The following is a 15,031-nucleotide window of genomic DNA, read 5'->3' on the forward strand; positions in this document are numbered from 1 at the left end:
AATTCAAACTATAAACCCACCAGGCTGTACGGGATCCTTACTGCTTTTACCTGGTAAAAGCTAGGATCCTGGTTATTATTTACGCAGGTGGTTGTGCTGCAGCTGCCGCCATCACCGTTATAATTAAGGCAATAGGTAACAAGCAACTCGTTATGGCCGTTTAAAAACTCAGCGTGGATGGCCGGGGTATAGTACTTAGCCAAATGGCCCTGGTAAACATCATTAATGGTAAAAACCATTTTGGGCGCAGTGAAAGGCCCCTTAGGACTATCGGCCGTTGAAATATAAATGTTATGGCTCGCCGGATCACAAAAATAGCCCAGGTCCATTTGCATCATTACGTACTTATTGTTCACTTTTGATATGGTCACATTTTGCTGCGTGGTATTGCCCGCACCTACAGATAAAGCTGCCGCCGAAGCGGTTGTACGGGTTGACGACCATGAAGAGCCTGTCCAGAACGACCAGTTAGACGGGTTACTTACCGGGAAGCGGGCCAGGAATACATTGGACGTATTAAAGAAAACGCTTTTGCTTCCGTAAACATATACCGAGTCGTTAGTAGCGTTTTTAACCATCCCGTTTGAAAACCCGGTTTCTGTTTGGCCCGACATACCCGCAGGTGTTAACCGCGCGGCTGTACCCCAGTTAAGTCCGGATGTGTTTTGAGTTAAGTCATACAGCACCTGGTTTTCGGGCGTAGCTCCGTTGGCCGATTCAAATGTGTAAAGATAAACGTGGCTACCGGCCTCAATTCCTGCGCCGGGCCAGCGATAGGTTGAGTTATGATCGCCCGGGCTTTCAATGATCTCCATGCTGTTTACCGGCGAATTATTGGTAGTGATATTTGGCGTAAGTGATTGATCCCAGCTGTGACTGGCCGGCTGCAGCAGGGCCGAATTATGATACTTAAAAAACTGGCAATACAACTGTCCGTTACTTTGAAGCTGTGACGATTCATAGGCATCTTCAGTTATCCAAAGCACTTTTCCGTTGTTGGTGCCATAGGTAAGCGGGATACTTTTTCCCTCATCAAAAGCCACAGTGCCATTGGTACGGTGAAAAAGTTTACTACATCATCATCCCGGTACGCTTCAGCGATAAGCCCGTTAAGCAGCCATGTTTGCGCCGTATTCCCGGCAACAAATACTTCCTGGGTAATAGGTGTACCATTAGTAGCAGATGATCCATGATTAGTGACCGCCAGGCCATTACCCACATTAATAATTTTATAAACACCTGTACTTACTGCCTGAATATACCACTGCTGGGCATTGTTGGTGTTGGCTTTATCCTGCCATAGGCCTGTACCGGGATTCGTGGTGGCCAAGGGTACTTCCAGATATTTACCGCTGGCTACGTTCATGATCTTAAATTTGGTGGTGCTGGTTATAGCACCGCCGCCCTGTTGTACAATTATCCATTTTTGGTTGGGGGCCGTGGCCGTACCACTGCCCGAGTATTGGTTTTGCTGCGCACCGGTGCCATCATTAAGCATACCGTTGCTATTAATTTCAATAGCTTTACCGCTTAACACGTTAGTGATGAAAAAGGTTCCGTATGAGCTTACCGGCGATCCGCTGGTTAGTTGTACAGAATCTGTGCGTACAAAAGGTTTGGGGTACTTAACGGCAGCTTGTTTGCTGCACGAGGCCAGCAAGGCCATAGCCGTCATGGTACAGGTGAACAGGTTTGTTTTCATAATTTGGTTTGGTTTATAATTTGGTTTGATGTTTGGTCGGTGCAGTAAAATCATTCAATTTATAAAATCGATTTAGCAATTATGTATAAAAAATCCCCGCTCATCTTTCCTTCACTCATGTTCTAAATTATCAGATCCCCCAGTTTTTATTGGGCGTTGCGCCCATACTTAGTTCAAGGGTGCCGCCTGCTGCAATATCCTTATAATCGATATAGCATTTATTATAGGCTTTGCCGTTAAGCTTTGCCCCCTGTATATAAATATTTTTTGCCGAATTATTATTGGCGATGATGGTAAAGGTTTTACCCTTTGCGTATTTAGGATCAAGCTTTAACGTTACTTTATTAAATACCGGACTGGTGATCTCCTGCCTGATATCGCCGGGACAAACGGGATGCAAGCCACTCGCTGCCAATACATACCAGGCCGACATCTGCCCCACATCTTCGTTGCCCACCAAACCCTCTACGGAGTTTTTATAAGCTCGGCGGCAGATCTCACGGGTCCATTTCTGGGTAAGCCATGGAGCGCCCAACCTGTTATATAAAAATGGAACATGGTGTACAGGCTCATTGGAATGATTGTAGTAATCATTCCACATCATGTTATCGGGCGTTTTTTCAAAAAGATTGTTCAGATCAGCTATCACTTTGTCGCGGCCGCCCATCAATTTTGCCATACCATCAACATCCTGCGGTACAAACCATCCCTGCTGATAAGGGTTGCTCTCAATACAGCCATACCATTGTTTAATGCGCCCCTCCGCAGGCCATGGAAGCCAGTTGCCGGTGCTATCCTTAGGCCGGAACCAACCTTTATCTGCGTCAAAAATGTTTTTAAAGGCTTCTCCCCTTTCGCCGTATTTTTTTACGTCGTGTGTTTTGTTAAGCGCTTTTGCAAGCTGTGCAACGCACCAATCATTATAGGCGTATTCAAGCGTATAGCTTATGCTGCCACCACCCGGAGTAAAACCTTTATCGCCATTGCCAAATTTTTCAACGGTGCCCACCGCTAATTTATAGGCATCTGGTATATTATAATTACGAATGCCTTTAGCATAAGCATCGGCCATTACTGCTACAGCCGGGTTGCCAAGCATACATCCGCTATAAGCATTTAATAACTCCCAGCGCTCCAGGTAATCTTTCTTTTTTCGTTGGCAAGGGTAACCAGCGAATTAACCAGGTCATTAACCAGCGAAGGGTTAATAATAGTTTGTAAAGGCATCTGGCTCCTGAAAACGTCCCATCCGCTAAATATGGTGCGTTTTTTAAATGTTGTAGTATGATGCACCTTGCCATCGCCGCCCATATATTGCCCTGTAACATCGCTTACAATGCGGGGATCGATCATGGTATGGTACAATGCTGTATAAAACACCGTTTTTTGCCCTGTGGTGCCACCCTGGATACTTACTTTTGATAAGGCGTTATTCCAGAGGTTAACGGTATGCTGATGAACAGCATCGAAATTCCAGTCTTTTATTTCGGCTTGCAAATTGGATTTGGCACCGGCTATACTCACAAATGAAATACCCGATTTAAGCAATACCTGTTCACCGGCTTTGGTAGCAAATTCGCTATAAAAACCAAGGTGCTTTCCCTGCTTTTCCTTCAATCCTTTAAGGATCTCAGCATTAGCTACGCGTTCCTGGTATTTATCGCCGGTAACGTCGTCCAGCTTACGGCCCCAGTCGCTTGGAATATCGGCACTCCAGATGCCATAGTTTTTAAGCGGCTTGCTGAATTGTGCATAAAAATATACTGTATAATCTGCATGTCCGTCACCATTGCCCCAGCCGCCACCCTCAGGGGTGCATTTCATAAAGCCCTCAATAGTGTGGTCATCAACTACTTTTACATATTGCAGCGTTGACGTTCCCCCTACCCTCCGGGCCAGATCAATCTGGATACTCGATTGTTTATTTTGTGAAAAGGTAAAGCGCAACATGCCGCTATGAGGGGCGGCAGTGGCTTCGGCCTTGATATGATTATCAGTTAGCAGAACACTGTAATATCCGACCGATGCTTTTTCAGTGCTTTTATCGTAAGCAGAACGATATCCAACCCCTGTAGTGCCTGGTTTACCGGCACTGGTTTTAATTGGCCCCGCTGTAGGCATTACCAAAAAATTCCCCAGATCGCCATACCAGCCAATGCCACTCATTTGAGTAAAGGCAAAGCCTTCAATACTTTTATGTTCATAGCTATAGCCCGAGCCATTGTCGCCTCCGGTTATGGTGTTTGGGCTTAACTGTACAAGCCCGTAAGGTGAGGCAGCGCCCGGAAACGTTTTACCTAAGCCATGGTAAACCCCTGCTCCATCGGCACTGGTGCTGGCTCCTATAAAAGGATTAACATAGGAAGCCGCATTTTGCGCTTTCAGCACTGTTGCCGGAATAAACAACATACCCGCGGCAAATACGGTTATTAAACATTTTTTTAAGGCTGGTAGTGTAGTTATGTTCATAATAGCGGTACCGGATAGAAAGTTTAGTTTACCGTAAGTTTTTTATGACAGATAAACCTTCAGAACTAAAATTGACCGGTATTTATTAATTGGTTATTGCACGACCAAATTATATAATAAAATCGATTTAGCAAATTTTTGTTAATTTTATTTTTTAGACTTAGCTGTGTTTAAATTAGCGACTTATTAATTATTCAATAAAATTCATTGCCGTTGACTTCAGCCAACGGAATAATGCCGTAAATTTAAGGGGCTTTAGCCAAAATACCATCTGAATTTGGCTAAAGCCCTCTCCTCATTGGCTATTTTACCGTTGGCTGAAGCCAAAGGCAATGAATAAATCACTCTTTAAACAGCTTCTTAGAAATACTTAATGGCTTCCCTTAATATTACAATGCTGTATTACAACCATTTGCTAAACCAATCCAACGTCATTTTAAAATGTTCAGGCGTAGATGTATGGAATAGCTTTGGCGTTACATCGCGCATAATCTTATCGGTTGCCCCTTTCGATCTATATGCTTGTATGGCCGAAGCGTAAGCTATGTTTGCTCCGGGAAGCGGGCAATTGGGATCATTTTCTGTGCCTACAATCAACATGGCACGTGGCGCTATCAATCGCAGCATCGACGGACAGTCGAACTCGCCTGTGATACCGGGTAATAGTTTATCCCATACAGCCTGTACATTATGCTTGTTTAATACCGAATCGCCAAGGTCTTTGGCTGCCTGCAAATGCGCTCCCTGAATAGTACCTGCACGCCCCTGCCATTTATCATTATCTAACGACCATTTGAAACTTTGCACTGCAATATCCAGCACAATTACTTTTATCCGCTTATCTATTGATGCCGCAAGCCATGTTTCCATCCCTCCCATGGATATGCCGCCCATACCGATGCGGTTAGCATCTACATCAGGCCTGCTTGCCAGGTAATCGGTTACCCTCCAAAGATCGAAAGCGGTATCAAACAAAAATGGATGCGTTTGATGGGCTTTGTCCTTATTTTCCCAGGCAGCGGTAGCAGCTGCAACATATTCTTTTGAGCCGTGCGCGCCTCCGGCAATGCGTTCACCATGAAAGCGGGCATCAATGGCTACGCCCATGATCCCTCTTTTAACCAATTGGTACAACATCTTTTTGCTGTCTTCCTTTTTACCACCTGTACCATGTAAAAAAATTACAGCGGGATATGGCTTGGTCCCGGTAACCGGCTTATAAATAAGAATAGGCACCAGCTCATTCTTTTCGCTATAAATAAAACCGTGTTCTATAATAACTGAATCTGTATGAGTGATAGTAAAAGATGGATTTAACGGAACACGCGGCCTTTCCAGCAGTTTTTTAAAATCGGCAGCAACCTTATCAACAGGAGGATAATTTATTTGCTGCGCAAATGAAAGCACAGAGCATACCGATAATGTAATGCAGGCACAAAGCATTTTGATCTTAAACAACATAACATGATTGATTTACCTGTACAATGTATAAAATATGTGGCTTGATAAATGTAACAATACTAACATGCTACGTGAGAATATTGAAGTGTACAGGCGGGACAGGAAGCGTGGACTTTGTAAAAAGAATGATAGTTTTGTTGGATACATTTTCCTACTCCTAAACTAAGGGCAGAGTAAAAAGTACAAAAGCTGAATGTTTCCATCCAGCTTTTTTAAAACTACCATTAACGGTAACTTTCCTGAGCACGTTAATTTTCTTCGGCGTATTTTTTAAAGTTGTTAAGTATCGCCTGCCAGCCATGTTTTTGCATTTCAAGGGGATTTTGATCTTCAGGATCGAAAGCTACCTCAACTTCAGTTTGATTATCATTGGCTTTGAAGGCAACCAAGGCCTGCCTGCCGTTTGACATGGTATAGGTAAACTTTTCGCCATCAACAATTTCGTCATAAGTAGCTTCAACGTCAAAACCAAAGCTCCCGTCTTTAGCTTCCATTCTTGCCGAGTATTTTCCGCCTACCCGCATATCATTTGATGCAGCAGGACATTGCCATGAAGGATCTGCAAAGTTCCATTTTGTAATGTGTTCGGGATTGGTGTAATAATCCCAAACTTTTTTAGCATCTGCACTTACCGTAGCGGCAACAGTGATCTTATTGCTCATTTTTTACTTTTTTAAGGTCAATAATAATTGGTCGAGTTTTTCGAGGGTTGCCATCATTCCCTGTTCCATGCCCATCTGGATAACCGTTTCCAAATCTGAAAGCGATTTGTAAGTTACAATGGTTTCTACCAAAGCGTTTTCTCCTTTATCGGTAAAATTCACAAACCACTCCGCACGGGGAAGATCCTTATTTATTTCACCTTCTGCGTTACAAAAAGCATCCAATGATGTATAGTAATCAATAGGCTTGATTTTCAGATAGTCTGTCCAGCCCCAATATTCTGTGCCGTTAGGCTCCACCATGGCATAGTGCCAGTGGCCACCTTCGCTAAAGTCCATTGATTTGGTTTTTGTGGTTAGGGGCGCGGGTGCAAACCATTGATCGAGCAATTCGCTTTTAGTATAACAGTCCCAAACCAATGGTCTGTCGGCTAAAAACTCACGTCTGATGGTCAGCGTATTTTTTACTTTGTCGGCAATAAAATCGAAGTGCAAGTTATTTTTCATTTTTGTTGTTTTTTTAAGGTTGCTAAAAGGTTATCGAGTTGCAGGAACCGGGTCTCCCATATTTTCCGGAATTGCTCCAGCCATTTGTCTATTTCTTTCATTTTGTCAATCTCCAATAGATAGTAAATCTCCCGGCCCCGATGCTCCGGTTTCACCAGTTCACATTCGGTTAAAACCCGCAAATGCTTTGAAATTGCCTGTCGGGTAGTATCAAAATGTTCGGCAATAGCATTGGGTGTCATTGCCTGCAATGCTATTAAAGCGATAATAGCTCTGCGGGTAGGATCGGCAACAGCCTGAAAAATGTCTCTTCTCATTGAAGTACTATTTACGAACCGGTTAATAAGACCGCCGGTTCATTTAAAACTTATTTCCTGATCATGGGCAGGTATTTTTCCCAATTGTCAATAATTACCCAAAGAACAATTGCGATCAATACTAATACGATAGGTAAACCTGATGGAGCCATACTAATATTAGCCAATAAAATACCGGTTAAAAGAGGTACAAGTACTAATGCGCCGAGCGCCCTGGTTCTTGGAATAATCAATAATAAACCGCCAAGGATTTCCATGGCACCAACCAGCGGCATGAGCCAGCCTATTTGCATAAAGGCCTGGCCCGCTTTCACCATTTTTTCAGGCATTTCTTTAGGCATGGGCATGTAATGAAAAAATTTGTCACAACCGGCGTTGATAAACATTAGCCCGGTTAACAGGCATAAAACAAATAGGATTTTAGTTTTCATGGTTTGGTTTATTTAAATAAGAAACTGATTGGTTGCAAATATATGCGCAACTAATTGGTTTCGCAAATTTATTTTGATTTTTTTGGTTATAAACACAAAACCCCGATGTCTGCGATATCGGGGCTTCTAATTATCCAATCTTATAACTGTTATCCCAGTTGCAGATCTTTTTGCTGTACAGCGCCTGGTTGCCCAGGTGCACACTGATGGCGGTGCGGGCTCCTGTAAATACATTACTATCCGGTAGCTCATTATGCTGTATTTTCTGATAAAAATCATTGAATGCATACCAGGTACCGTCTTTCGTGGCCTCGGGCAGAATAGGTGTGCCTCCTTCTTTATTCCATACAATGCGTGTTGCACCGGTTACGCCGTCTACTGTCCCTTTTTCTTTCAATAGTTTTTTCTCAGGGTAAAACATGCCCTGGTCGGTTAGCAGGGATACAGTACCCAGGGTACCTTTAATCTTGAAAAGATACCCGTCATGCGCATTGCCGCACATCGCGCCGAAATTACCGATCAGGCCCAGGTCCGGGTAACGTAACATCAGTTGTACGTTATCATAGGTCTCCCGGCCATCTTTAAACACATCTATCCCGCCGGTAGCAAAAAATTCCTGCGGATGGGTATCAAAAACCCAGTTAATAAAATCAATCTGGTGCGAAAGCAGTTCGGCCGCCAGTCCGCCCGAATATTCTTTGTACATGCGCCAGTTGATGGCCCGTTCCAGTGAAGGATCAGGCACCGGGCGGCGCCAGTTGCCATTGCGGTCCCAGCGGCAATCCACTTGCGTCACTTTGCCCAGGTAGCCTTTATTGATCATATCTTTAACCCGGTAATATAAAGGCGAATAGCGGTACTGGTGACCAACCTGCAGCACCTGGTTGCTGCGCCCATGCATCAGGCTCACAAGTTCAAGCGCCTGATCAATGGTATAGGTCATCGTTTTTTCCAGGTATAAATGCTTGCCCGAGCGGATAACATCAGCAGCCACAGCGTAGTGCAGGTACAGCGGAACAGCAACGATGATCGCCTCCACCTGCTTATCATCAATTAATTTACGGTAATCCGTATATATTTTTACTGAACCAGGCTTAACCAGCTTTTGTGCTGCTGTCAGCCTAAAATCGAGCACATCGCACAAGGCAGTAATGCGGAACTGATCGGGCATTCCGTTAAGGATATTCATAATCCCGGTACCACGGTCGCCACAGCCTACCACTGCAATTTTAACGAGATCGGCCCCGGGCTGTATTGCGCTCAGGTTTTGGTTTAGCAATAGTCCGCCTGTTAGCAGGCCTGTATTTTTCAAAAAGTTCTTCTCTCCATTTATCCAGTTTTATTGTTGATATCCTTTAAAGTAAGCAGTAACCGTATCTGCTATACGGCCATCCGGCTTCCGGTATACAATATAAGCACCCAGATCCTTCCGGTTTTTCAGGAAGCTCAACGTGCGTTTTAATCCCATCGTCATAAACCCGTTATCATAACCATCCGCTGTTATTGCATCTTTTGCATAAACGGTAACACTGATCATTTCGTTTTGTATTGGGTAACCTGTTAACGGATCCATCAGGTGCGAAACCTGTTTGCCGCCTGCTTCATGATGTTTGCGGTAATTGCCGGATGTAGTAATGGCGCCATCTCCCGGTTCGATCACTTTACGCATCGGGGCCGGGTTCAGGTCATCACCACTGATGCCTTCAATGCCTACCTTAAACGGCTCGTTGCCGGGTTTATGGCCTTTAATGCGTAATTCGCCACCCAATTCGATGAGATAGTTATGAATGGAATGCTGTTCCAATAACGAAGCCAGCAGATCGACAGAACAGCCCTGCGCGATGCCGTTGAGATCCAGTTGTACTTCTGGCTGGGTCTTGTGTAAAAAAGTACCTTTCAAACTGATTTTATCCGCTCCTACATGATGAAGTAGGTTTTGCACTTCTTTCCGATCAGGGTCATGTGCCGGTTTAATTACACCAAATCCCCAGGCATCAACCAAAGGTTTCACTGTGGGGTCAACCAGCCCCCGGTTGCGTGGCTGATCTGCAGCGCACGGGTGATCAGCACACGAAAAATTTCATCTATACGGATACCTTTTGCAGAACGGTTGAACTGACAGATAAGCGAATTAGGCTGATATAGGGACACCGACTGATCAAAATGCTTTAACAGACTATCCGTTTGCGCTGTATTCACCAGGCTGTCGGGCGCATAATACACGATACTATATGTGGTACCTTGTGCATACCCCTTCAGCTCGAAGCGGCGGGGCTGCTCCTGCTGTACAAAAGCACAGCATATCAAAACAAAGACGCAAGGATACGCCAGTAAGGTCGTTTTCATAGTCAGATAGCCAAATGTAAGCATTCAGCCGCTTTTTCATCTCATTGCGTGAAATAAGCTTGATGATCATCTGCGGGCTACCGGAAGATCAATTCCCCGTGCTAAAATTCGTAACCAAAACGATAAATAAACTCCTAAAGGCCGGTAGTTAAAGCGGCTTTAAGTGTTTTATATGCAATGAACTGATTTAAAATTTGATTAACACCTTTCCAAAAGGCTTTTCCTCTATTAAATAACGCTGGGCTTCCGGTGCATCGGCGGCATCAAACACTTTTGCTACCGTTGGTTTTACAGAGCCGTTAGCAAGTAATGGTAATAGCTGGTTCCATACATATTGCTGTTGCTCGGCTGTAAACCAGCCCGAAAGGCTTTGCCCCCGCATTTGAAGGCCCTTCCACACAAAATCAGTAATGTTTGCTGTAAACTGTGCCCCTGCAGAATACCCAATGTTTACGATGATGCCATTTTTGGCCAGGGCCTTAATAGCGTTGCCGGTTAAATTACCACCAACACTATCAATAACGATGTCAACCCCTTTTCCACCGGTAATACGCATAACGCCTTCGTTAATACTTTCATTTTCCAAATTAATTACATTTTCAAAACCTGCTAATTCCGCAGCTTTTGCTTTTGAGGCCGATCCTGCTGTTGTTATTACCAATGATTTTCTTTAATTAATCGACTAATAGTTTAGCATTTAAATACAATGCCATTATTTCATCTCTGTTCAATATCCGGCCGAATACTTTTATATTAGTTAAAAACGCTAAAGCTGAAAGATGGCCGCAGCTGCTTCCTATTGTTTTTAGCGGACAAACGAATTGCTTTTCGACTGATTCTGTCTCTTTGCCATCGATATACAAAGTACAGTTGTTATGCCCGCCGGTCAAGGTTATCTGCGTCCATTTATTTACAGGGACAATGCTATTAAATACCTGCCGGTAAAAATCTTCACCCTCACCTGCGTACTCTTTATAGCCAACAGTCCGGGCAATACCTAAACCGGTCTTGCCTGATTTTTTATCTTTAAGGTTTAGGAAAATTGTTCCGTAGGGCGATTCGAACAGTACCGTCGTTGTATCGCGGGCATCAGTTTTTTTAACCCGGAAGCTCAATGTCCAGGGTTGTTCTAACTCGTCGGCTGGTAAGTTTAGCCGAACAAAATCATGCCCATCAAGCGCCAATACAGATTTTGATTCGTAACCGGTTAAAGATTTTATTAGGTGTTTATTTACAGCGTCGGGTAAACTATGTTCTTTAAAGTCAACATTAATGATTGGATCGCTGTTTTTGGAAACATCCAGCAGCCTTGTATCATTTACCTGAGGTACGTTTTTCAGACCGTCAACTCTCTTTATAAATTCATCAAAAGTAGGTGACATTTTATTGCCCCATAGTTTTTCGGCCATTACGGGTAACGCCACCGCAACCTCGTCTGCCGTTTCATGATAGGTAAAACCCATTGGCCCAAGATCATTCCATACATGCAGCTTCGCCCCTAACAAATCAGGTTCGCCTGGGTTTAGCTGCTGGTTTGGCCCGAAATCATTCGGTGCCCATTTTTCATACAAAAACTTATTATCTACGCCATAGTAATTTGTACCCGGAACAATATACAGCCACCCGTCAGTTGATTGTACTACCTGGTGACCCGCTTTAATCTCCTCCTTCGCATTATTACCCAACCACATATCAATCATTATATTGCTATCAATAGGGGTAAATCCCGGCATTTCGTTGTATCCGGACCATATCATTACGTTTTTCCCTTTAGCACCTATGTATCTGTTGAAATGATTGATATAGTTACAAAACCCTGCTGCAAAAGCCTTACGGTCTTCTGTCGTAGTAGCCTTTTTAAACCTGTATTCGTCAGTTCCGATATGGAAATACGGTGATGGAAATAACGGCACAAATTCATCGTATATTTTTTCCATTATAACGGTGGTTTTGGGATTTAATACATCTAATTGTCCGTCCTGCAACTTCTCATTTTTTAGCTCGGGGGCAATATCCAAAATACTCATGGCATGGGCGGGCGCATCAATTTCCGGGATGATATTTATGCTACGATCTGCGGCGTATTGGATCAATTCCCTGATTTCCTGCTGTGTGTAAAACCCATCTGTTGATGTCAGCTGAGGATATGTTTCGCTTTGGATCCTGAAAGCCGCGTAATGCTGGCCGTGAAAAGCCTGATCGTTTAAATGCAATTGTAATTGGTTCATTTTATACCAGCTCATGCGGCATATGTAATCTTTCAGCTGCGATACCGGGAAAAATTTGCGCCCAACATCCAGCATAAATCCCCTAAAAGGGTAAGCAGGGATATCTGAAATAATATAGCAAGGAATACTTTGCTTATCGGCGCTCTTTTCAATTAACTGCAACAAAGTCCGGGTAGCGTAAAAAACACCTGCCTCATCCATTGCCTTTATAATGATCTTATCCGGTTTGATTTCCAGGTGATAAGATTCCTTTTGGAGTTGAGTTAAGTGAGGCTGGGGTTTTATTTTTATGATGATATCATTCTTCCCTCCTTTTGCCTGTAACCCGGATTGCCGCTCCTTGCCCCGCAACGCAGCCATGTCTTCAAGGAAGATCGCAACGGTTTTTTGCGTTGAAACAGATGGCTTAAACTTAAATAGCGTAGCAGCGCTGATAATAAAACTACCGTTACCTGCCTGCCACTGATGAACCGCCGGTATAATGTTCGGCGCAATATTATTCACCTGGGCGTGCAGGCCCGATTGTATTAAAACAAAGAACGTGATGTACGTGATTAATTTTTTTGTTGAGATCATTCAAATGAATTTCGATGTGGTTGTAAATAACAATTAAGAAAACTGGAGGGGTAGTTTTGTCGCTTCTCCGGTGGTTTTAACCATATCCGTAGCATTTATTCAATAGTAAACCATGTATAACTCCCGGGCGCTATGTTGAAGGTTAGCGTGATCTCATATTTCCTGTCAACAGGATACTTTTTGGCTATCCCTCCCTTTTCCCTAAGCAGGGCCGAACTTGTTAAACCTGTGTAGTATAGGGGTACCTTAATGGTTCTTGTAATCGCAACTTTAAGCGGGTTGTAAAGCATGATCATTCCTTTTGTACCCAGTTTCGGATTCACGTGCAGCAAACCATCCCAATCTCTGCCATCGGCCCGGCGAAGATGAATAATCTCAGAATTTAGGATACTGCGATATTTTTTATACCAATCAATGACACCTACCACCATCTTCCGGGTAGCTTCGGTATCATACAATCTTGGTCCGCGGTAACAGGCCTGAACTCCCGCCCCGTAATATTGCACCATCAATTGTTCATAATCTTTCAAATGATCCGAAAGCGGTTCCAGCACGGCTTCGGGGCCACCACCCTGATACCGGGTAAGCGGTACAAATCCCCAGCCCATGGCAGGGGTCTTTTCCCAGGTACCATCAAAAATATTCTGACGGTTCAGGATCATTTGCTGATCACGCGGCAAAGAAAAGTTAACTTCGCGGTAGCCTAAGGCAATTTTATTGGTGCCATCCAGAAAATACCAGTCGGGAGCGTTTACATAAACACCGTGCTCATTGCACCAATGATATAAACCTTTTTGCAGTTCCATTTGCTGCCATTGGCTATCATCCAGGTTTTTATGGCCGGGGTGTGTAGTTGAAGCACAAACATCGCCGGGATAAGGGCCGTCATTTTCAAAAATGTCGAACCCGGTTTTACTAATAAAGTATTTTAACTTATCCAGATAAGCCAGGCCCCATTTGCTGCCCAAACAAGGGGCATTACCAAAGAAAGCAGCGGCATCCGGCTTTTTTGTTACCGGATCGATCACATCATCTTCATCGCTGATCCGCCTCGAACTAAATAAAGAATAGCCCCCTATCAGGATGTGTTTACTATGCGCATAATTTGACAGTGTTTTCCAGCGTTGGATGTTGACAGCCGAGCTGTCTTCCATATTGCAATGGCTTCCAAAACTGAGGATCAGGGCTTCATACCCTGTCTCCGCGCATTGGTCTATAGCTTTTTTTACATCATCATCGTTACGGCTTACGAGGTGCATAAAAATGGGATTTTCGGTTGTCCATGGAGCTATGGTGCTGTACATTTTCCTGATAGCCAATCCCCGCCTTTCGCGGTCATAACTATCCAACAGTAACTCATAAGTGCGAACCGAGTTAAAAACCTGCCCCTTTCCCAACGCTATACCAGTAGCCTTTTCCGGGTATACCTCTAATAAACACGGGGTCTGATAATTATAATTTACCTGTGATGTATAATTACTATCGGCTTTCCAATGGGTAGTTTGGTCGCTGATATCATATCGCATAGAGTTATTGAAGGCATAATTAGTCTCCAAATAGAGGCCATGCTGTTTTTCCATTTGCGCCGGCGAGCCAACTACGGCACTCTCCTCCTCTACCGTTGCAAGCACCTCATTTATAACCCTGTTTAACGTCATCGCTTTATTTCCTTTATTCTGAACCGAAAGCCATTTTACAATAAGAGGGATGTTATTATACAGTTCATAATGTACAGTAACAAGCAGATCTTTTAAACCGTCAACATTTGATTTATAGGTAAATGACAGCATTTTACCGGAGCCAGGAACAGTATTCAGTGCCCATCCCCGCGGTTTCCAGCGGATGTAGGGAGGAATATCCGTTACCGAAAAGGATTGAAACTGAAAATCATTTTCATTGCCTTTGAATCCGCTAACCCATTCGGGCAGCAGATAGGCATTCTCCTTTTGCCCGTAAAGGCCTCCGATATTATATTCCCTGCCATCAACGGTTAACTTTGCTTCGGGCTTTACAGCCCTCAGCAATTGCTGGCCGTTGCTCATATTGCTGTAATCAATGCAGGCCACATTTTGCTGAATCCGGAAGGTCCTTTTTACTAAACCATTGCTCAAAATAATGTTTTTACCATCAGCATAAACATCGGCTTTTTGCTGAACCGGGTTTACCAGCCAATCCTGAGAAAGGATCGGCCTGTTATTTTCCTTCCAGACAGGTAATTTATTATTCGCTTCTTGTGAACTGGCGATGTTGATGATGCCCCAAAAAGCAATCGTCGAAAAAAACAGCTTTCTTTTCATTTATTTCTTTTCAATTTGTTCAATAATTTAAAAGC

General features: G+C 43.7%; 13 protein-coding genes and 1 pseudogene. All 14 read right to left on the minus strand.

All coding sequences use genetic code 11. From position 1 onward, the window contains the following. Window positions 1-8: 8 nt before the first annotated feature. Window positions 9-1,043 (minus strand): DUF4185 domain-containing protein, encoded by a 1,035-nt coding sequence (locus ACQ86K_RS17970; RefSeq protein ID WP_431198475.1) that lies wholly within the window; start codon window positions 1,041-1,043, stop codon window positions 9-11. Continuing rightward, window positions 974-1,702, minus strand: a complete 729-nt coding sequence (locus ACQ86K_RS17975) for an RICIN domain-containing protein (protein ID WP_431198476.1) — start codon at window positions 1,700-1,702, stop codon at window positions 974-976. The genes ACQ86K_RS17970 and ACQ86K_RS17975 overlap by 70 nt, the downstream gene beginning before the upstream one ends. A 130-nt stretch (window positions 1,703-1,832) precedes the next feature. Further along, a complete protein-coding gene (locus ACQ86K_RS17980; protein WP_431198477.1) occupies window positions 1,833-2,801 on the minus strand; it encodes a glycoside hydrolase family 92 protein in 969 nt (322 codons plus the stop codon). A gap of 17 nt (window positions 2,802-2,818) precedes the next feature. Next, the gene (locus ACQ86K_RS17985; protein ID WP_431198478.1) at window positions 2,819-4,171 is read right to left on the minus strand and encodes a GH92 family glycosyl hydrolase; all 1,353 of its coding nucleotides are present in this window, start codon (window positions 4,169-4,171) and stop codon (window positions 2,819-2,821) included. Window positions 4,172-4,573: 402 nt separating this feature from the next. Then, window positions 4,574-5,632, minus strand: coding sequence for an alpha/beta hydrolase (locus tag ACQ86K_RS17990; protein WP_091162738.1), 1,059 nt, complete (start codon window positions 5,630-5,632; stop codon window positions 4,574-4,576). 248 nt (window positions 5,633-5,880) lie between these two features. Then, window positions 5,881-6,294 (minus strand): SRPBCC family protein, encoded by a 414-nt coding sequence (locus tag ACQ86K_RS17995; RefSeq protein ID WP_091162737.1) that lies wholly within the window; start codon window positions 6,292-6,294, stop codon window positions 5,881-5,883. 3 nt (window positions 6,295-6,297) lie between these two features. Next, window positions 6,298-6,801 carry an SRPBCC family protein gene (locus ACQ86K_RS18000; protein ID WP_091162736.1) on the minus strand — a complete coding sequence of 168 codons (504 nt, stop codon included), beginning with the start codon at window positions 6,799-6,801 and terminating at the stop codon, window positions 6,298-6,300. Beyond that, window positions 6,798-7,118, minus strand: a complete 321-nt coding sequence (locus ACQ86K_RS18005; RefSeq protein ID WP_091162735.1) for an ArsR/SmtB family transcription factor — start codon at window positions 7,116-7,118, stop codon at window positions 6,798-6,800. Before ACQ86K_RS18005 ends, ACQ86K_RS18000 begins: the two co-directional genes overlap by 4 nt. Window positions 7,119-7,168: 50 nt before the next feature. Next, on the minus strand, window positions 7,169-7,549 hold the full coding sequence (locus ACQ86K_RS18010) for a MauE/DoxX family redox-associated membrane protein (protein WP_091162734.1): 381 nt from the start codon (window positions 7,547-7,549) through the stop codon (window positions 7,169-7,171). Window positions 7,550-7,679: 130 nt separating this feature from the next. After that, on the minus strand, window positions 7,680-8,861 hold the full coding sequence (locus tag ACQ86K_RS18015; protein WP_431198479.1) for a Gfo/Idh/MocA family protein: 1,182 nt from the start codon (window positions 8,859-8,861) through the stop codon (window positions 7,680-7,682). Between the two features lie 27 nt (window positions 8,862-8,888). After that, window positions 8,889-9,919 (minus strand): annotated as a pseudogene (locus ACQ86K_RS18020) (FAD:protein FMN transferase). A gap of 163 nt (window positions 9,920-10,082) precedes the next feature. Then, complete coding sequence (locus ACQ86K_RS18025) at window positions 10,083-10,556, minus strand: quinone oxidoreductase family protein (protein WP_091162731.1); 474 nt, start codon at window positions 10,554-10,556, stop codon at window positions 10,083-10,085. 13 nt (window positions 10,557-10,569) lie between these two features. Beyond that, complete coding sequence (locus tag ACQ86K_RS18030) at window positions 10,570-12,699, minus strand: family 20 glycosylhydrolase (RefSeq protein ID WP_091162730.1); 2,130 nt, start codon at window positions 12,697-12,699, stop codon at window positions 10,570-10,572. Window positions 12,700-12,794: 95 nt separating this feature from the next. Continuing rightward, window positions 12,795-14,996, minus strand: coding sequence for an alpha-galactosidase (locus ACQ86K_RS18035; RefSeq protein WP_218134331.1), 2,202 nt, complete (start codon window positions 14,994-14,996; stop codon window positions 12,795-12,797). Window positions 14,997-15,031 lie beyond the last annotated feature (35 nt).

The sequence above is a fragment of the Mucilaginibacter sp. P19 genome (assembly GCF_050632265.1).
GTDB classification, from domain to species: domain Bacteria; phylum Bacteroidota; class Bacteroidia; order Sphingobacteriales; family Sphingobacteriaceae; genus Mucilaginibacter; species Mucilaginibacter gossypii.